The following is an 18,224-nucleotide window of genomic DNA, read 5'->3' on the forward strand; positions in this document are numbered from 1 at the left end:
CGCAGTCGTCCGGGACGCCCCGGGTCGGTTCGGTCGTCACCCCGCGGGCCCCTCGCCCCGTCGCCCGTACGAACCTTCGGTCTCCCGCCCGGGCCACGAATGGCCGAAGCTGTCAGGTGTGAGCCTCGTCGCCTCCGTCACGTCCTTCCCGGCCGTCCCAGCGTGCCCGCCGCATCGCCAGCCGCGACTCGCCGCCGGTGGTCTCGCGCAGCGGCGTGCCCTCGGCGCGGTAGTGCGACAGGGCCCGGTGTTCGCTGCCCGGCAGGGGCCGGCCGTCGGCGCGCACCACGCGCCACCAGGGCACGGCGCCGCCGTACAGGGCCATGACGCGCCCGACTTGGCGTGGTCCGCCCTCGCCGAGCCACTCGGCGACGTCGCCGTACGTCATCACCCGGCCGGGCGGAATACGCTCGGTCACCTCCAGCACCCGTTCCGCGTACTCGGGCAGTTCTGCGCTCATCCGGACCATGGTGCCGCACGTGACCGACAGGCTCGTGGAGGGTTTGCTTCCGCACCGGCGCGCACCCTGCTGCCCCGCACGCACGCCGGTCCGTGCCACCATCTTCCGGGCGGTGACTGGTGATACGTGATCAAGAAGAGACGGAAGTGACGGCGAAGGAGCAGGGTGTGAGCCCTCCGGACGGCGCGACGTCGAACGACGGCGCACGCCCAGACACGCCCCGCGACGACCGCCGGGGCCCGGGCCCCGAGGACGGCCCGGAGCACGGCGCGCACCTCGGACCGGAGCACGGCGCGCACCTCGGCGCGCAACCCGGCCCGGACGCCGGCGCGCAACCCGGACCCAACGCCGGCCACCGAGACGACCGCGGCGGCGGTCACGACGATCGCGGCGCCGACGACGGCCTCGACAGCCCCGAGCGCCCGCACGGCCACACCCCGACCGACGCCGACCGCGTCGAGGTCGACGAGCCGCTCCTCGCCGCCCGCGTCCACCGGCCCTCCGACCTCGTCCGGCTCCTCGTCGGCGTCCTCGGCATCGCGGTCGTCCTCGGCATCTCAGCCTTCGCCCACGGCACCACCGCCGGTCTCGAACAGGACATCTCCAACGGCACCGGTCAGGCGCCCGACGTGCTGATCAAGGTCGCCGGGCTGGTGGCGAGCATCGCCGTACTGCTCGTCCCCGTCGCCTTCGCCATCGAACGGCTGATCAAGCGCGACGGCCTGCGCATCGCCGACGGCGTGCTCGCCGCGGTCCTCGCGCACGGTGTCACCCTCGCCACCGACCTGTGGGTCTCCCAGGCCGCCCCCGCGACGATCCAGGACGCCCTCACCCGCGCCACCGGCGCCGGCGGCGCCCTCACCGACCCGGTGCACGGCTACCTCGCGCCCGTCATCGCCTACATGACGGCGGTCGGGATGACCCGCCGTCCCCGCTGGCGGGTCGCGTTGTGGGTGGTCCTGCTGCTCGACGCCTTCGCGATGCTGGTCAGCGGCTACACCACACCCTTCTCGATCATCCTGACCGTACTGATCGGCTGGAGCGTGGCGTACGGGACGCTGTACGCCGTCGGCTCCCCGAACGTGCGCCCCACCGGGCAGCACCTGCTCGCCGGCCTCCGCCGGGTCGGCTTCCAGCCGGTCAGCGCGATGCGCGCGGAGGCGCCGGACAGCGCCGAGGCCTCCGAGATCAGCGACCGCGGCCGCCGGTACCACGTGACGCTGGAGGACGGGCCTCCGCTCGACGTCACCGTCGTCGACCGGGAGCAGCAGGCGCAGGGCTTCTTCTACCGGGTCTGGCGCCGGGTGACCCTGCGCGGCATCACCACCCGGCGCAGCCTGCAGTCGCTGCGCCAGGCGCTGGAGCAGGAGGCCCTCCTCGCGTACGCCGCCATCGCGGCCGGGGCCAACGCGCCGAAGCTGATCGCCACCTCCGAGCTCGGGCCGGACGCCGTGATGCTCGTCTACGAGCACCTCGGCGGCCGGACGCTGGACTCTCTCCCGGACGAGGAGATCACCGACGAGTTGACCCGCAACGCGTGGGTGCAGGTACGGGCGCTACAGTCGCGGCGGATCGCCCACCGGCGGCTCACCGGGGACGCGCTCGTGGTGGATCGTTCCGGCAATGTCATACTCACCGACCTGCGGGGCGGCGAGATCGCGGCCGGCGACCTGGTCTTGCGGATGGACATCGCGCAGTTGCTGACCACCCTCGGCCTGCGGGTCGGCGCGGAGCGGTCGGTGGCGTCGGCGGTGTCGGTGCTCGGCCCGGACGCGGTCGCGGACTGTCTGCCGTTGCTCCAGCCGATCGCGTTGAGCCGCTCCACCCGGGCGACTCTGCGCAAGCTGGCGCGCGAGCGGGCCGACCGGGAACGGGAGGCGGTACTGGAGTCCTCGCGGGCCGCGAAGGCCGCGCGCGAGGCGGACGCCGCGTCGAGCCCCGCCGCCGACCGGAAGGCGGAGAAGCGGGCGTTGGACGACGCGCTCGACGAGGCCCGCGAGGAGGACCTGCTGAGCCAGATCCGCCGGCAGGTGCTGCTGATCCGCCCGCAGGCGCCGGTGGAGCCGGCGCGGCTGGAGCGCATCCGGCCGCGCACGCTCGTCTCGTTCATCGCGGGGGCGTTCGGGGCGTACTTCCTGCTCACGCAGCTGGCCCACGTGGACTTCGCGACCATCGTCGCGCAGGCCCAGTGGGGCTGGGTCGGGGCCGCGCTCGCCTTCTCGGTGCTGAGCTACTTCGCGGCGGCGATGAGCCTGCTGGGGTTCGTGCCGGAGCGCGTGTCGTTCCTGCGGACGGTGGTGGCGCAGGTGGCCGGGTCGTTCGTGAAGCTCGTGGCCCCGGCGGCGGTCGGCGGTGTCGCGCTGAACACCCGCTTCCTCCAGCGGGCCGGGGTCCGGCCGGGGCTGGCGGTGGCGAGCGTCGGCGCCTCGCAGTTGTTCGGGCTGGCCAGCCACGTCCTGCTGCTGCTGTCCTTCGGCTACCTGACCGGGACGGAGAAGACCCCAGAGATGACCCCGTCCCGGACGGTCATCGCGGGTCTCCTGACGGTGGCGGTGCTGGTGCTGGTGGTGACGGCGGTCCCGTTCCTGCGGAAATTCATCGTGACCCGGGTGCGGGCGCTGTTCGCCGGGGTCGTGCCGCGCATGCTGGACGTGCTCCAGCGGCCGCAGAAGCTGATGACGGGCATCGGCGGGATGCTGCTTCTCACGGCCTGCTTCGTGATGTGCCTGGACGCGTCGATCCGCGCGTTCGGTGGCGGGCAGGCCATCAGCTACGCGAGCATCGCGGTGGTCTTCCTGGCGGGCAACGCGCTGGGTTCGGCGGCGCCGACGCCCGGCGGCATCGGCGCCGTGGAGACGACGCTGACGCTGGGCCTGATCGCGGCGGGGCTGGAAAAGGAGGTCGCGATCTCGGCGGTGCTGCTGTTCCGCCTGATGACGTTCTGGCTGCCGGTCCTGCCGGGCTGGCTGTCGTTCAACTTCCTGACCCGCAAGGGAGCCATCTAGGGCGGTCCGCCCGCCGGCCCCCCGTCCCCGCACCGCCGCGCGACGGCGGGCCGCCCGGCTCCTCGGGCACCTGGCCACCGGGCCGATACGCGGCTCGCAAAGGGCGGCGCGTCGAGCACGGCGGCGGCCGGTGGGCCACGACACCTGCCGGCACGTGCCCCGGCGGCTACCCGCCCCTGGCTCCCCACCCGGACCGGCAGCACGGGTGGGGCCGAAAGTCGCGGGGCTGGACCCCGGCACGGGCACCCGACCCTGGCCGGCTCGCCGGCAACGCCCACCCTCACCGGCCCCCGGCCGGCAGCTCCGCCCGCCGGGAGCGGAGGCCGAGCGCGGATTCCCCCGTGGGGGGCCGACCACCGCCCCACCCGGGGCTCCACCCGCCGGGACGGATTGCGCGGGGCGGGCCAGACATCGCCACGCCGCAGCCCCGGCCAGGTCAACCGATCGGGCGCATCGTGAGCGAAGCCACCCATCGGCACCGGGCCCAGCCGGACGGCCCACGGCCCGGACCCGGCCCGACCCGGCACGCGGTCGGGCGGGAGCCCTGCCGCCGGACGGAGCGCAGGGACAGGCCCGCGCCGCAACCGGCCCCTGGCGGGTCAGCCGGGTGGGGGCGCGGTGAGCACCCCCGTCGACGCTCCGGCGGGGTTCGGGCCGATCAGTTCGCGGGGCGGTGTGCCGAGAGGAGTTCCGCCACGCGGGCGAGGGCCGGGGAGAGCTTGCCCGGGAGGGTGAGGACGTGGGACGGGGCGCCCGGCGCGGGCGCGGCGGGTGGGGAGTCGAGGAAGTCCGGCTCCGGGAAGTCCGCCGCGCGTTCCGCCGCCTCCAGGGCCAGCAGGTGGACGGAGAAGTCGTGGGCCAGCGCGACGACCCGGGGGTCGTCCGGCGGGAAACGCGGGTCGGACAGCACCTCGATCTCCAACTCCAGCCGCCGCTGCTCCGCCCGCAGCCGGGGGTGCAGGGTGAACGTCCGCTGTCCGACCTCGGGCGTCGCCAGGCCCGCCGCGCGGGCCACTCCGGCGTCCGACCGCCGCAGGTCACCCCCGCACGCCCGCAGCCGCCGTACGGCCGACAGCAACTCCCCGGCGCGCTCCCGTCGCCGCTCCAGCGACACCTCCAGCTCCGCCAAGGGATCGTCCGGCCCGGCGCCGCCCTCCTCGGCCGCCCGTGGCCAGGCCTCGGGCAGCCCCAGTTCGATCACCGCCCGCACCCACAGGACGCGGACGACGTCCTCGTACCCGTACCGCCGCCGCTCCCCCGGACCCCGCTCGGGCTCCGGGAGCAGCCCGGTTCGGTGGAAGTGCCGGATGGCGTTCGGCGTCGTACCGGTCAGGGCGGCGGCTTCGCCGATCCCGACCCATTGGGCTTGGTCCATGGCTCCAGGTGACCACGTACGGCCGCGGCCCGCACACCCCCGAACGGCGCATCGCCCGCGCGCAGCGGCCCGCCCGCCCACAGGATGGGTGCATGCCGAGAAACGCACTGCGGGTCACCGCCGCCGCGGCCGCCGCCGCCGCGCTGTTCACCGCCGGCGCCTGTTCGTCCGGCGACGGCGGGGAGAAGGACAAGAAGACCGCGGGCGGCAACCCGCCCAAGGCCCTGAAGTGGGAGGCGTGCGAGGCGCCCACCAACGCGGAGGGCGGCGGACAGGCGCCCGGCAAGGACTGGCAGTGCGCCACCCTCGACGTGCCCCTCGACTACGCGAAGCCCGAAGGAGAAACGATTCCGCTGGCCCTGATCCGCGCCAAGGCGCGCGACAAGGACAAGCGCATCGGCTCCCTCCTCTTCAACTTCGGCGGCCCCGGCGGTTCCGGCATCACCACCCTCCCGGGTGCCGCCAAGGAGTACGAGGCCCTGCGCTCCCGCTACGACCTGGTCAGCTTCGACCCGCGCGGCGTCGGCCGCAGCGCGCCCGTGCGTTGCGAGGACGACAAGCAACTGGACGCCTACTACGCCTCGGACTCCACGCCCGCGACCCCGCAGCAGGAGAAGACGTTCGTCGACAACATCAAGCGGTACCAGCAGGCCTGCACGCGCAACTCCGGCAAGGTGCTCCCCCACGTCGGCACCGAGAACGCCGCCCGCGACATGGACCGCATCCGTCAGGCGCTCGGCGACGAGAAGCTGAACTACTTCGGCATCTCCTACGGGACCGAGCTCGGCGGGGTCTACGCGCACCTCTTCCCGAAGAACGTCGGCCGGGCCGTCTTCGACGCCGTCGTGGACCCGACCCAGACCTCGGAGCAGGGGTCCCTAGGCCAGGCCAAGGGGTTCCAGCTCGCGCTCGGCAACTTCGCCCAGGACTGCGTGAACCGCGGCGACGCGTGCCGCCTCCAGGGCAGCACCGCCCAGGAGGTCGAGGCGAACGTCACCCGGCTCCAGAAGAAGCTGGCGGTCAAACCGATCCCCGGTCTCCCCGGCCGGCAGCTCACCGATTCCGCCGCCACCAACGGCATCGCCCAGGCTCTCTACTCGAAGGAGCTGTGGCCCCTGCTGGAACAGGGCCTGGACGAGGCCGAGGGCGGGCAGGGACAGCTGCTGATGGCGCTGTCGGACGCCCTCAACGGCCGTGACCAACAGGGTCACTACAGCAACATCGGGGCAGCGAACACGGCGATCAACTGCGCCGACTCCAAGGACCGTTTCACCCTGGAGCAGACCAAGTCCAAGTTGCCGGAGTTCCGTTCGGCATCGCCCGTGTTCGGCGACTTCCTCGGTTGGGCGTTGATGAGCTGCACCGACTGGCCGGTCCCGGGCGCCTGGGACACCCCGGACGTCTCCGCCCGCGGGTCCGCCCCGATCCTGGTGATCGGCAACACCGGCGACCCGGCGACCCCGTACGAGGGCGCCCGCAGGATGGTGGAGCGGCTCGGCCCCGGCGTCGGCGTGGAGCTGACGTACAAGGGCCAGGGGCACGGCGCGTACAACAGCGGGGACGCCTGCGTGCAGCAGGTGACGAACGCCTACTTGCTGGACGGGAAGGTGCCGGCCGCGGGCAAGGTCTGCACCCCGAGCCAGAACCCGTCCGCCCAGCCGTCGTCGCCGCCCGAGCGGCCGGACGACGCCTGAGCCGCAGGCCCGTGCCCGGGCGCCGCGCCGACACCACGCCGGAGGAATGCCGCGCCCGGCCCGCACACGCGCCGAGGGGCCGCACCGCGCAGAGCGGTGCGGCCCCTCGGACGCGAGGATCAGTCGGCCGATCGGCGGGCGATCAGTAGACCGGCTTCTCGGGCTCGATCTGGTGGACCCAGCCGATGACCCCGCCGCCGACGTGTACCGCGTCGGAGAAGCCCGCGGACTTCAGGACGGCGAGCACTTCCGCACTGCGGACACCCGTCTTGCAGTGCAAGACGATCCGCTTGTCCTGCGGGAGGTCCTGGAGGGCGGTGCCCATCAGGAACTCGCCCTTGGGGATCAGCTTCGCGCCGGGGATCGAGACGATCTCGTACTCGTTCTTCTCCCGGACGTCGATGATCTCGATCGGCTCGTCGCCGTCGATCCACTCCTTGAGCTGCTTGGGAGTGATCGTCGAACCGGCCGCCGCCTCCTGGGCCTCCTCCGACACGACACCGCAGAAGGCCTCGTAGTCGATGAGCTCGGTGACGGTCGCGTTCGGGCCGCAGACGGCGCAGTCGGGGTCCTTGCGCACCTTGACCTGGCGGTACTGCATCTCCAGCGCGTCGTAGATCATCAGACGGCCGACCAGCGGCTCGCCGACGCCCGTGAGGACCTTGATGGCCTCGGTGACCTGGATGGAGCCGATGGACGCGCAGAGCACGCCCAGTACGCCGCCCTCGGCGCAGCTCGGGACCATGCCCGGCGGCGGGGGCTCCGGGTAGAGGCAGCGGTAGCAGGGGCCGTGCTCGGACCAGAACACCGAGGCCTGGCCGTCGAAGCGGTAGATGGAGCCCCACACGTACGGCTTGTTCAGCAGCACGCAGGCGTCGTTGACGAGGTAGCGCGTGGCGAAGTTGTCCGTGCCGTCGACGATGAGGTCGTACTGGCTGAAGATCTCCATCACGTTCTCGGCTTCGAGCCGCTCTTCGTGAAGGACCACGTTCACGTACGGGTTGATGCCCAGCACGCTGTCACGGGCCGACTCGGCCTTCGACCGGCCGATGTCCGCCTGGCTGTGGATGATCTGACGCTGGAGGTTCGACTCGTCGACCTCGTCGAACTCGACGATGCCCAGCGTGCCGACGCCGGCCGCGGCCAGGTACATGAGGGCGGGCGAACCGAGGCCGCCCGCGCCCACGGCCAGCACCTTGGCGTTCTTGAGGCGCTTTTGGCCGTCCATCCCGACATCCGGGATGATCAGGTGGCGGGAGTACCGACGGACCTCGTCAACGGTGAGCTCAGCAGCTGGCTCTACCAGGGGTGGCAGCGACACGGGGACTCCGTAGATGGGTATGTCTGAACGGTTGTTCTCTCCGTAACACTGCCACGCCCTTCTTCATTCCGAGACACCTGTTCCGATACGCGAGACGATTTCGTCCCAGTACCCGGGCATCGAGGCCCAGGGATCACGGTCGGCGGACCCGCGCCGGTCGGTGAACCAGATCGTCCCTGCGCCCTGCCAGCGGGCGATCCTCAGCGCCTCCTCCAGGTGGGTGCGCGGCACGCCGTGCACCAGGTGGCAGAAGAGCTCCGGCGGGTACTCGGCCGTCCACTCCGCCACCAGGGACCAGCGGTAGGCGGCCCAGGACCCGGAGAAGGTGACCAGCTGGTCGGCGGTCTCCACGTACCCCTCGTAGGGGTGGGTGCCGTGGTCCAGCACGATGCGCAGGCCGTCGCCGAGCCCGCGCAGGGTGTCCACGACGCGGCGCACCGCCGCCAGGTCCGCCCGGTCCGCCGGGGTGTCGGCCAGGTAGAAGCCGCCGACCCCGTACCAGTCCCGGAAGCGGTGGGCGTCGGAGACCAGCTCCCCGAACGACCGCGACCCGTTCCGCATGGCGAGACGACCGAGGAGGCGGCGGCCCGTGCCGCCGTCGCCGCCGCCCGCGTCGCGCAGCCGTGCGGCTGCCTCCGCGCAGTGCGGGTCGGGCCGTCCGCCCGGGCCGTCCGTGACGTTGAGCACGGCCCAGTGCAGCGGCGTCCCCGGCCGGGTCAGCTCGGCCCACTCCACCGGAGCGAGCAGTGGGTGCGCGTAGCCGGGGGTGCCCAGACCCAGCCGGCCCGCGCCGGTCGCGGCGGCCGGGGGCGTCGGCGTCGTCAAATGCGACACGCCGCCTCCATCCAGATGTCGGCCAGGGACTCCTCCAGGTTGATCCGGGGCCGCCAGCCGAGCCGGTCGCGGGCGGTGCGCACGTCGGCCTGCTGCCAGACGCCACAGCCGTCGGGGTACGGGGGCTGCGGGGCGGCGGCCAGTTGCTCGGCCGTGGCCTCGGAGCGCGGGGCGCCGATGCCGGGCAGGCCCTGCGGCCGTCCCGGATGCCCGTGGGCGAGCGGGTGCTGTCCGCCGCCGTGCGGTACGTCCAGTTCGTGCAGCGAGCCGCCGTATCCCGCGACCCGGGCCAGTACGGCCGCCGCGTCGCGCAGCCGGACCGCGCGGCCGGTGCCGATGTTGACGACGCCCTGGGCGGCGGACAGCGAGGCCGCGTGCACGGCCCGGGCCACGTCGCGCACGTCCACGAAGTCGCGCTGGACCCCGAGGCCGCTGAGCTTGAGTTCGCCGTCGCCGGACTGCATGGCCCGCCGCATGGCCTCGGCGAGCCGGCCGAGGGGCGAGCCGGCGGGAGTGCCGGGGCCGACGGGCGAGAAGATCCGCAGCACGACCGCGTCCAGCCCGGAGCCGAGCACCAGCTCGGTCGCGGCGAGCTTGCTGACGCCGTACGGTCCGCCCGGTCTCGGGACGGCGTCCTCGGCCGTGGAGGAACCGGGCTGGCTGGGCCCGTACTCGGCCGCACAGCCCAGCTGGACGAGCCGGGCGCCGCAGCCGCTGCGGCGCAGGGACTCGCAGATGGTGGCGACGGCGACGGTGTTGTGCCGGGTCAGTTCCCGGGCGCCGCCGCGGGTGGCGCCCGCGCAGTTGATGACGACACCCGGGTGGACGGCGTCGAGGAACCGGGTGAGGGCCCCGGGGCTGCCGGTCGCGAGGTCGAAGCGGACGTCGGCGTCGTCGCCCCGGCCGAGCGCGGTGAGCTGCACGGCGGGGTCGGCGAGCAACCGGTCGGCGACGTAGCGGCCGAGGTATCCGTTGGCTCCGATCAGCAGCACCCTCATCGCGCGGCCCCTTGGTTGGTTGGCTGGCCGGTCATCCTGTTTCTCCTTGGGTCTCGGGTGGGTTGGTAGGGGTACGGCGCTCCGGCGACGGTTTCCGAAGGCTCAGGGACGCGCGTGTGCCGAGGCACGGGACAGCGCGACGACGGCGTGTACGAGGAGTCCCGCGGCGGCGGCGAGCGGAGCCGACGGAACCGGTACGAGGGCCACGGCCAGCGCGGCCGAGGCGGGCACCCGGTGTGCGCCGTGGGCGAGCACCAGCCGGGTCAGGAAGAGCAGCGCGGCGAGCGCCGCGGCGGGCCCGAGCGGTGCTCCGGCGAGCGCGGCGGCCCCGGCGGCGACCGCGGTGAAGGCGGCGACGGTGACGACCAGCAGCGGTCGGACGCCGGCGGCGAAGTCATCCAGGGCCCGGCTCCCCGCGAGTCCGCGCCGGGCGCGGGCGGCGAAGGCGGTGGCGGCCAGGTGTGCGGGGGCCACGGACAGGGCGAGCGCGACACCGAGGGCGGGGCCGTCGCGGTGGACGGCCCAGCCGACGGCGGCCGCCGCGAGCAGGTGTGACAGTCCGGGGAACCGCCCCCCGGCGGTCCGCCCGGGCCACACCAGCGCGGCGACGGTGACGGCCACCGCGATGGCGCCGGCCCAGGGCACCCGGGCGGCGGACGCCCCGAGTGCGACGGCCCCGGGCAGCAGGGCGTAGCCGAGGCCGCGCAGGGCGGCGGGGCCGGTGACGGCGGCGGCCGGGGCGGCGACGGCCCGGGTGTCCCCGCGGGGGGTGCGGGCGTACAGCTCCTCCGCGAGGGAGAAGACGTCCCGGTGGCGGAAGCGCGTGGCGGTGCGGTCGGTGATGCCGTGCGCCTCGAGCCCGGCGGCGATCTCCAGCGGGTCCACGGCGCGCTCGCACAGCTCGCGGTGGCGGTGCAGCAAGGCCTTGACGGGGTCCCCGGCGGCCCGCCGGCGCGGGGCGGCGGTGGGATCGGGGCGCAGTCCGGTGTCTTCGAGGGTCATGCCGCCGCCTCCGTGGCCGCCGCCGAGGCCGCCGGTACGGAGCCGGCCGCCGCGGAGGCCGCCGGTACGGCGCCCGCCAGGACGGCGGTCTCCGGTGACACGGCAGCCGATGGCGGCGCGGGCTCCCCCGGGGTGGCTTCGGGCGCCGGGGCCGAGGTCGGCGCAATCGAGTTCGCCGCAACCGAGGCCGGCGCGGCTTCGGGCGCGGCCCAGGTCGGCGTGGTCCAGTGCCCCGGTACCCGCGCCTCCGGCGGTTGGGCGAACGGGACGCCCGCCTCGGGCCGGGCCGGACCTCGGGCCAGCAGGAGCAGGTAGATGTCGCGGAAGGCCGCCACGTTCTGCTCGACGGTGAACAGTTCGAGGGCCCGCGCCCGCGCGGCGGCACCGAGCCGCCGCGCCCGTTCGGGATCGCGGAGCAGGGACAGACAGGCGTCGGCCAGGGCCTTGGGGTTGCGCGGCGGTACGACCAGCCCGGTCCCGCCGATGACCTCGCACACCGCGCCGACATCGGTGGAGACGGTGGCCCGGCCGCAGAACATCGCTTCGGCGAGAGTGAGGGGGAACCCCTCGATCACCGAGGACAGCAGCACCACCCGACCCGCCGCGTACGCGTCGGCCGGTGAGGGCGCCTCCGGCCCGCCGATCGTCTCGAAGGTCACGGGGTTCTCCCCCACCGTGATCGCGTCGGCGGCCTCGTCGGGGAACAGTTGCGCGGCGAGGGAACGGCAGTCGGCGAGGTAGTCGGGCGCGGCGGCGGTCGCGAAGATCCGCAGCCGTGTCAGCGGCGCGGCCCTGCGCACTTCGGCGAAGGCGTGCAGCAGGGCGATGAGGTCTTTGGCCGGCTCTATCCGCCCGACCCACACCAGTGTGTCCGGGTCGCCGCAGTCGGCGTCCTCCCCGGCGGTGGCGAATCGGTCCGCCTCCATCCCCGGGTAGACCGTGCGCACCCGTTCCCGCGCGGCCCCGCACCGCTCCTGCCAACGGCGGGCGTGGGCGTTGCCGGGGGTCAACAGGTCGGCCCGGGCGTAGATCTCGGCGGCCAGACGGATGTGGAAGGCCGCCAGCAGGGCGCGTACGGCGGGCCGCTCGTCCGGGGAGTGCTCCAGGTAGTGGGCCCTCAGCCGCACCCCGTACTCGGTGACCAGCAACGGGACCCCGAAGAAGCGTTTGGCCAGCAGCCCGGGGATCGCCGCGGTCCCGCCGGCGGCGGCGTGACAGACGTCGGTCGCGCCGAGGTCCCCGTACCAGTCGAGCGACAACGGCCGAAGGGCGCGCTCCAGTTCGTCCACGAACTCGAGGATGTCCGCTACCCGGGCGGCCTGTAAGCCGCGCCCGGCGCCCGGCGCACGACAGCCGGCCTCCACCGCCCGGACGGCGGTCTCCGAGCGCAGGGCCGAGCACAAGCCACCCTGCTCGCGGGCGAGTTCCGCGAGTCCGTACAGTCCGGCGGCGAAGGGTTCGGCCTCCCCGGCGCAGACGCCGCGGACCAACTCCCCGAAATGCTCGGCGAACCTGCGGCGCTCACGCCGGGAGTGGCTCCGCCCGTCGTCGACGGGGGCCCACAGCGAGGCGGTCCGCACCCGGGTGACGTTGCCGGGCAGCGGCACGCTGCCGCGCTCTTCCTGTTCGGCGCTACGGCTCAGCGCGTAGAGCTCGAACGAGTGCTGCGGCAGCCCGCGCACGAGCCGGTCGCACCACAGTCCGGCCTCTCCTGTCGCATACGGATAACCACCTTCCGTGAGCAGTCCGATCCGCACGAGTGGCACCCCCGATCTCCCGTTTACAGGCGGTCTCCGTCGGTCCGTCGACCCGCCGCGGGAGAACTCAAGCCGATATGCCGAAGGCGCGACGGACGGTTGTCCATCGCGCCACCGGAAGGGGTGAAGAGTCGTAACTTTCCCGTACGGGTCGCGTTCGAGCGCGCTACGCGACGGGCGGCCCCGGCGGGAGCGGTCAATTGCCTGGGTAGACCCACGGGTTGGGCTTGCAGGGGATGTTGTCGATGTCGAGGGACTTCGTCTGCTGCTGCATGATCGGGGCGAGCGCGCCCGGCGTCCGGCAGTTGACGTGCCCGTGTCCGAGCCGGTGTCCGACCTCGTGGTTGATGAGCATCTGGCGGTAGGCGAACATCTGGTCCGCGCCGTACGTCGGGGAACCCTGGGCCCAGCGGAAGGCGTTGATCATCACGCGTTCGGTGGCCGCCGAGTCGCAGGAGACGTTGTCGACGGTGGTGTCCAGGCCGGACTTGGCGCACCAGGCGCCGGTGGTCCCGGGGCTCGCGAGGGTGATCACGAAGTCGGCCTCGCCGCCCGGGACCCGCTCGAAGGTCATCTCGCCGCCGTGCGCCCAGCTCCGCGGGTCGTTGAGGGTGCGGTGCACGGCCTCCGCGAACAACTGCCCGTCCATGCCCAGGCCCTGTTCCACGTCGACCCGGTAGCGCAGCAGCTTCCCCTTGCCCGGCGCCTTGGCGACGCCGGGGACGGTGTCGAAGAGGCCGGGGCCGGTGAGCTTCGCGTCGATCGGAAGCTGCTGGGCCATCTCCTGCTCGTACGTCGGCTCCGCCCGGGCCGCCTCGGGCGTCGCGCGACCCTCGGAGCGGGAGGCCGGCGACTGCCCGTTGCCGGGCCGGTCCTTCGCGCTGTCCGCGGCGGCCCGGGTGGGGGTGGCGTCGCTGTCGTTCTGACCGATCACCTGTCCGGCCACGACGACGGCGAGCACCGTGGTCACGGCCGCGGCGGCCATGCCGGCGTAGGTACGGATCTTCGTGCCGCGCCCGGACCCGGTCCCCGCCTCGGCCTCCCCCTCGGTCTCCGCCTCCGACTCGACCTCCGGGTCGGGGGCAGGGGCAGGGGCAGCCGAGTCGGTCCCGGACGCCGGTTGGGACCGGGGCGCGGACCGCGGCCCGGGATCGGGCTCGGACGTGCCGAGCGGACCACGCGGTCCCGGGAACCGGCGGTGCGTGCCGGTGCCGGGTTCTGCGGTCGGCTCGGCGGTCGATCCCGGGAAGCCGAGCACGGGGATGCCGAACGCCGGGGTGTCGCAGTCCCGCGCGGGAGGCGGCGGCGTCGTCACCCGGGTGCGCGGCACCCCGCGCCAGTCCCCGTACACGGTGTCGCCGGCGGTCCGCGGTCCGGCGCCCCAGGCGCCACCGGGTTCCCGCTGCTGCGGATGCCCGGCCGGCCGCTCCTCGGGGTACGGGTGGGAAGCGGAACCGAAGGCGTCGAAGGGCGCGCCGTGCGCCGGAACCCGGGCGGACTCACGACGCCGCTCGTCCGGCGCGGACTCCGCCGGCGGCGCGGGCCTGGCGGGGGCGGAGTCCTTGCGACTATGTCGTCCCACTCGTCTCAGCCTCTGCCGTCTTCGGTGTCCGCCGTCTGTCCGGTCTGTTCGGTCTGCCGGGGGCGCTCCGCCCGCTCGCGGTCGCCACCGGAAGCAGTGTGGCGCGAGCTTTCGGTGTCCCGCAGCAGTTCCCGGAAGGCGGTGGCCACCACCTCCGGGTACTCCATCATCGCCACGTGCCCCGCCTCGGGCAGACTCAGCAGCCGCGAACCCCGGAAGGCCTCGGCGGCCCTGCGGGCCTTCCGGTACGACACCAGCTGGTCCCGGCCGCCGTAGATCAGCAGGGTCGGCGCGAGGACGCGCTGCGCCTGTCGCCACAGTCCGTGCTGGCCACCGAGGGTGTAGGCGTCGACGATCCCGCGCGAGGAGCGGGTCATCGCGTCCCAGAAGTACGGCAGCGCCATCCGGCGCTCCATCTCCTCGACGGCCTCCTCGAAGCCTTCGACAGTCACCCGTGAGGGGTCTCCGTAACAGAGGTCCGTCACCCCCCTGGTGCGCTGTTCGGCGGTCATGCCCCGGGTGAGGCGCCCGAACAGGGCGGCGACACCGGGCAGTGCCAGCAGGGCGGTGGGCACCGCCGACCGCTGCACGCGAAGCTCCGGCAGCGCGGGCGAGACCAGCGTCAGGGTCCGTACGAGGTCGGGGCGGACGGCCGCGACCCGGGTGGAGACGGCGCCGCCCAGCGAGTTCCCGAACAGGTGCACCGGCCCGCGGCCGGCGGCGTCGAGGTACCGGATCACCACGCGGGCCAGGCCGGTGACGGAGTAGTCCCGGTCGGCGGGCGGCGGCGACCAGCCGAATCCGGGCAGGTCGACGGCTTCGCAGTCCACGTCGGCGGCCAACTGCTCCATGAGCGCGGACCAGTTCTGCGAGGACCCGCCGAGCCCGTGGACGAACAGCGCCGGCTGCAGTCCGTCCCGTACCGATGGCCGAAAACGTACGTTCAACTCCAGGCCGGACAGCGGGGCCGTGCGCAGCCGCTCGCCTTCGGCCACCCGGGCTCCCCCCACTTGGGAGGTCAGCTCGGCGGCGGCCTTTACACCCGGCAGCTCCGTCGAAGACATGGGCCCAATGTTACGAGACGATCACACCCGACCCCTTGTGTCGGCGGTCACAGGACCACCTGGCGGCGTAACCCCGATCCTCCTAGGCTCATAGGGAGACGACGAAGGCGAGGGGAGCGGTTATGACGGTCGATCCTGCCGAACCGGACACTTTCCAGGAGGAGCTCCGGGAGTTTCCGGACCCGGAGACACCCGAGGCTGACGCCGCGGAGCAGCACACCGATGTCCAGCCGCACGACGACGACCGGCCCACCGGCGTCGATCGGGGCGAGGCGACCGACGGAGACGCCTTCGAGCAGGCACGGGTGGTCCCGCTGGACGAGGACGACTACCGCTGACCAGCGTCTCCGGACGGTCGACAGCGGTCCGTAGAGCGAGAAAAGTCGGCTTGAACCCACCAGATTCGGTTACCGAAAAGTACGATGGCGGCCCGGCGCAGAGCGCAGTGTGTTCTTAGAGAAAGTGGGAGGCGGCGTGACAGCCATCGAGCAGACGGACGCAGCGCGTCCCCGGGGCACGCGACTGCCGCGCCGAGCCCGACGCAACCAGCTCTTGGGGGCGGCGCAGGAGGTCTTCGTCGCGCAGGGGTACCACGCGGCGGCGATGGACGACATCGCCGAGCGCGCGGGGGTCAGCAAGCCGGTGCTCTACCAGCACTTCCCCGGCAAGCTCGACCTCTACCTCGCGCTGCTGGACCAGCACTGCGAGGCGCTGCTCGTGGCCGTGCGCACCGCTCTGGAGTCGACGACCGACAACAAGCTGCGCGTCGAGGCGACCATGGACGCCTATTTCGCCTACGTCGAGGACGAGGGCGGCGCGTTCCGGCTGGTCTTCGAGTCGGACCTGACGAACGAGCCGGCCGTGCGCGAGCGCGTGGACCGCGTCTCGCTCCAATGCGCGGAGGCGATCTCGGACGTCATCGCGGAGGACACCGGCCTGTCGAAGGACGAGTCGATGCTGCTGGCGGTGGGTCTGGGCGGCGTGTCCCAGGTGGTGGCCCGGTACTGGCTGTCGAGCGAGAGCCCGGTCGCCCGGGACACCGCGGTGGGTCTGCTGACCTCGCTCGCCTGGCGCGGCATCGCCGGTTTCCCGCTGCACGGCACCGAGGTCTGAGGCCGGACGGCCCCGCCGCGCGAGGGGTCGCTGTTCGCTGCGAGCGTGTCCGCCACGAGCCGATCACGTCCCCTCTCCGGGCTAATGTGGACCGGGTACGGCGCGGCTGATCGCGCGAACCGGATCGTCGGAGGGACAAAGCCGTGGAGGTCAAGATCGGCGTGCAGCACGCACCCCGGGAGATCGTGCTGGAGAGCGACCTGAGCGCCGAGGAGCTGGAGCGCATCGTCACGCAGGCGCTGTCCGGCTCGGTGCCGCTGCTGAGCCTGACCGACGCCAAGGGCCGCAAGGTCCTGGTGCCGTCCGACCGCCTGTCGTACGTCGACCTGGGCGAGCCGAGCGGGCGCAAGGTGGGCTTCGGCGCGCTCTGAGGCGCGGACCGGGGCGCGACGAGTCCCGACACAGCGAGAGAAACGGTCCGGCGGTTGTTCCGCCGGGCCGTTTCCCTTTGTTCCGCTTCGGGTAGGACCGCACTGCTGCACCCCGAAAACGCCCGCTGACGTATCGGAAGGGACCTCATGCTGCTGATGGAAGCGCTTGGCTCCGGTCTGCTGGGGCTCGCCCTCGCCGGGGCGGCCGTGCGCGCGCTCGGGGACCGGCTGCCATCTTCCAGAATGGTGCTGGTCAGCGGGGTGGCGGGCGCGCTGTTCGGGGCGTACCTCACGCACATGTCCCTGGGTCCGGGCCACAACAGCCTGGCGGCGACGCTGCTGGGTTCCGTGATGGTGTCCGCGGTGGTGCTGTCACTGCTGCTGCGGCCCTCCGGCCACAACGGGCCGCCAGGCACGCGGCCTCCGTTTTCGCTCCCGACGCGAGGCTGACCCGAAGCGAGGCCGACCTGAGGTGGGCCTGACCTGAGGCGAGGCCGGCCCGACGCGGAGCCGGCCCGACCGGACGCAAGCCGGTGGACGGACGCATGCCGGCCCCGGGCGGCGATACCGCTCCGGGGCCGGTGTGTCCGCGTTGGGTCGAGCCTCAGGCTGCGAGGCCGAGGGCCGCCATCCGCTTGGTGTGCGCCTTGGTGATCCGGGTGAACATCTCGCCGACCGCCGCGAGGTCGAAGCCGGCCGCCATGCCGTCGACCCCACCGACCAGCATGGTCGACAGCGCGTCGCGCTCCGCGACGACGCGCTGGGCCTGCGAGAGGGCCTCGCCCATCAGCCGGCGGGCCCACAGCGCGAGCCGGCCGCCGAGGCGCGGGTCCGCCTCGATCGCCGCGCGCACCTTCTCGACGGCGAAACCGCCGTGGCCGGTGTCGTCGAGGACGCCGACGACCAGGGCGCGGGTGTCGGTGTCCAGGTGGGTGGCGACCTCGCGGTAGAAGTCGCTCGCGATGGAGTCGCCGACGTAGGCCTTGACCAGGCCTTCCAGCCAGTCCGAGGGGGCGGTCTGACGGTGGAAGTCGTCGACGCCCTTGGCGAAGGGCTCCATCGCTGCGGTGGGCTCGGCGTCGATCGCCGACAGCCGGTCGCGGAGTCGCTCGAAGTGGTGGAACTCGGCGGAGGCCATCTTCGCGAGTTCGGCCTTGTCGGAAAGCGTGGGCGCGAGCTTCGCGTCCTCGGCCAGGCGCTCGAACGCCGCGAGTTCTCCGTACGCGAGCGCGCCGAGCAGGTCCACGACGGCTGCCCGGTACTGCGGTGAGGCCGAGGCGGTCACCCAGTCCTGGGCGGCGATCCCGGCCGCCTCCCGGGAGGTGCCGTCGTCGGCGGGCGATGCGTTTTCTACGGTCGACATGCTCCGCACAATAGCCCGCCGAAACCTGCCGCGAACCACCTGCTCAGTCCACCCAAACGCGACTACCAGGTGAATTCACCCGACACGGCTGCGCGATTCCGGGGTACAGTGGTAATGCGCCTGCCGGAAACTCGGCGGGCCATCCGAATGAGGATGCCCGGTCGGTGGCCCGATCGGCTCCACCCGACCGCCCTCTGTCTGGTGCGTACGTCCATGCGTACCGCCTGCACGAGGGGCCCCCTCAGCGGCAGAAGCGCTTGAGCGAAGGCTAGTGGTCCCGCGCAG

At 73.3% G+C, this 18,224-nt stretch carries 16 protein-coding genes; 6 read left to right on the plus strand and 10 right to left on the minus strand.

Annotated elements, in window-relative coordinates; genetic code table 11:
• Positions 1-112: 112 nt before the first annotated feature.
• Positions 113-460: an MGMT family protein gene (locus ACV7NM_RS11675; RefSeq protein WP_463410234.1), complete on the minus strand. Its 348-nt coding sequence runs from the start codon at positions 458-460 to the stop codon at positions 113-115.
• A gap of 119 nt (positions 461-579) precedes the next feature.
• Between ACV7NM_RS11675 and ACV7NM_RS11680 the strand changes: the two genes are divergently transcribed.
• Positions 580-3,465, plus strand: coding sequence for a lysylphosphatidylglycerol synthase transmembrane domain-containing protein (locus ACV7NM_RS11680; protein ID WP_463410235.1), 2,886 nt, complete (start codon positions 580-582; stop codon positions 3,463-3,465).
• 658 nt (positions 3,466-4,123) lie between these two features.
• Here the strand turns inward: ACV7NM_RS11680 and ACV7NM_RS11685 are convergent.
• Positions 4,124-4,840: a helix-turn-helix domain-containing protein gene (locus tag ACV7NM_RS11685; protein WP_463410236.1), complete on the minus strand. Its 717-nt coding sequence runs from the start codon at positions 4,838-4,840 to the stop codon at positions 4,124-4,126.
• A 92-nt stretch (positions 4,841-4,932) separates the two neighbouring features.
• On the opposite strand from ACV7NM_RS11685, the gene ACV7NM_RS11690 reads away from it, so the two are divergent.
• Positions 4,933-6,534 (plus strand): alpha/beta hydrolase, encoded by a 1,602-nt coding sequence (locus ACV7NM_RS11690; protein ID WP_463410237.1) that lies wholly within the window; start codon positions 4,933-4,935, stop codon positions 6,532-6,534.
• A 142-nt stretch (positions 6,535-6,676) separates the two neighbouring features.
• On the opposite strand, the gene moeZ is transcribed toward ACV7NM_RS11690, so the two are convergent.
• The 7 genes from moeZ to ACV7NM_RS11725 form a co-directional block, all read right to left on the minus strand.
• Positions 6,677-7,855, minus strand: coding sequence for an adenylyltransferase/sulfurtransferase MoeZ (gene moeZ, locus ACV7NM_RS11695; RefSeq protein ID WP_463410238.1), 1,179 nt, complete (start codon positions 7,853-7,855; stop codon positions 6,677-6,679).
• A 63-nt stretch (positions 7,856-7,918) separates the two neighbouring features.
• Complete coding sequence (locus ACV7NM_RS11700) at positions 7,919-8,689, minus strand: spherulation-specific family 4 protein (RefSeq protein WP_463410239.1); 771 nt, start codon at positions 8,687-8,689, stop codon at positions 7,919-7,921.
• Complete coding sequence (locus ACV7NM_RS11705) at positions 8,677-9,687, minus strand: NAD-dependent epimerase/dehydratase (protein ID WP_463410240.1); 1,011 nt, start codon at positions 9,685-9,687, stop codon at positions 8,677-8,679. The genes ACV7NM_RS11700 and ACV7NM_RS11705 overlap by 13 nt, the downstream gene beginning before the upstream one ends.
• 102 nt (positions 9,688-9,789) lie before the next feature.
• Positions 9,790-10,689, minus strand: a complete 900-nt coding sequence (locus ACV7NM_RS11710; RefSeq protein ID WP_463410241.1) for a hypothetical protein — start codon at positions 10,687-10,689, stop codon at positions 9,790-9,792.
• A complete protein-coding gene (locus ACV7NM_RS11715; RefSeq protein WP_463410242.1) occupies positions 10,686-12,446 on the minus strand; it encodes a DUF3492 domain-containing protein in 1,761 nt (586 codons plus the stop codon). Before ACV7NM_RS11715 ends, ACV7NM_RS11710 begins: the two co-directional genes overlap by 4 nt.
• Positions 12,447-12,642: 196 nt before the next feature.
• On the minus strand, positions 12,643-14,028 hold the full coding sequence (locus ACV7NM_RS11720) for a DUF3152 domain-containing protein (protein ID WP_463410243.1): 1,386 nt from the start codon (positions 14,026-14,028) through the stop codon (positions 12,643-12,645).
• A 5-nt stretch (positions 14,029-14,033) separates the two neighbouring features.
• Positions 14,034-15,092 carry an alpha/beta fold hydrolase gene (locus ACV7NM_RS11725; protein ID WP_463410244.1) on the minus strand — a complete coding sequence of 353 codons (1,059 nt, stop codon included), beginning with the start codon at positions 15,090-15,092 and terminating at the stop codon, positions 14,034-14,036.
• 122 nt (positions 15,093-15,214) lie between these two features.
• Between ACV7NM_RS11725 and ACV7NM_RS11730 the strand changes: the two genes are divergently transcribed.
• The 4 genes from ACV7NM_RS11730 to ACV7NM_RS11745 all read left to right on the plus strand — a co-directional run bounded on the left by ACV7NM_RS11730 (position 15,215) and on the right by ACV7NM_RS11745 (position 17,026).
• Entirely contained in the window at positions 15,215-15,430 is a 216-nt protein-coding gene (locus ACV7NM_RS11730) for a hypothetical protein (protein WP_463410245.1), read from the plus strand.
• Between the two features lie 136 nt (positions 15,431-15,566).
• Positions 15,567-16,205 (plus strand): TetR family transcriptional regulator, encoded by a 639-nt coding sequence (locus ACV7NM_RS11735; RefSeq protein ID WP_463410246.1) that lies wholly within the window; start codon positions 15,567-15,569, stop codon positions 16,203-16,205.
• Between the two features lie 143 nt (positions 16,206-16,348).
• A complete protein-coding gene (locus tag ACV7NM_RS11740) occupies positions 16,349-16,576 on the plus strand; it encodes a DUF3107 domain-containing protein (RefSeq protein WP_463410247.1) in 228 nt (75 codons plus the stop codon).
• Between the two features lie 147 nt (positions 16,577-16,723).
• The gene (locus ACV7NM_RS11745; RefSeq protein WP_463410248.1) at positions 16,724-17,026 is read left to right on the plus strand and encodes a hypothetical protein; all 303 of its coding nucleotides are present in this window, start codon (positions 16,724-16,726) and stop codon (positions 17,024-17,026) included.
• A 154-nt stretch (positions 17,027-17,180) separates the two neighbouring features.
• Here the strand turns inward: ACV7NM_RS11745 and ACV7NM_RS11750 are convergent, their stop codons facing one another.
• Positions 17,181-17,939: a ferritin-like fold-containing protein gene (locus ACV7NM_RS11750; RefSeq protein ID WP_463410249.1), complete on the minus strand. Its 759-nt coding sequence runs from the start codon at positions 17,937-17,939 to the stop codon at positions 17,181-17,183.
• Between the last annotated feature and the right edge of the window lie 285 nt (positions 17,940-18,224).

The organism is Streptomyces sp. Tek67B01 (assembly GCF_055231995.1).

What these genes read in the sequence shown, in the direction of transcription:
- ACV7NM_RS11675 (WP_463410234.1), bottom strand. Translation starts at nt 460, where the DNA reads ATGAGCGCAGAACTGCCCGAGTACGCGGAACGGGTGCTGGAGGTGACC.
- ACV7NM_RS11685 (WP_463410236.1), bottom strand. Translation starts at nt 4,840, where the DNA reads ATGGACCAAGCCCAATGGGTCGGGATCGGCGAAGCCGCCGCCCTGACC.
- ACV7NM_RS11690 (WP_463410237.1), top strand. Translation starts at nt 4,933, where the DNA reads ATGCCGAGAAACGCACTGCGGGTCACCGCCGCCGCGGCCGCCGCCGCC.
- ACV7NM_RS11705 (WP_463410240.1), bottom strand. Translation starts at nt 9,687, where the DNA reads ATGAGGGTGCTGCTGATCGGAGCCAACGGATACCTCGGCCGCTACGTC.
- ACV7NM_RS11710 (WP_463410241.1), bottom strand. Translation starts at nt 10,689, where the DNA reads ATGACCCTCGAAGACACCGGACTGCGCCCCGATCCCACCGCCGCCCCG.
- ACV7NM_RS11725 (WP_463410244.1), bottom strand. Translation starts at nt 15,092, where the DNA reads ATGTCTTCGACGGAGCTGCCGGGTGTAAAGGCCGCCGCCGAGCTGACC.
- ACV7NM_RS11730 (WP_463410245.1), top strand. Translation starts at nt 15,215, where the DNA reads ATGACGGTCGATCCTGCCGAACCGGACACTTTCCAGGAGGAGCTCCGG.
- ACV7NM_RS11745 (WP_463410248.1), top strand. Translation starts at nt 16,724, where the DNA reads ATGCTGCTGATGGAAGCGCTTGGCTCCGGTCTGCTGGGGCTCGCCCTC.
- ACV7NM_RS11750 (WP_463410249.1), bottom strand. Translation starts at nt 17,939, where the DNA reads ATGTCGACCGTAGAAAACGCATCGCCCGCCGACGACGGCACCTCCCGG.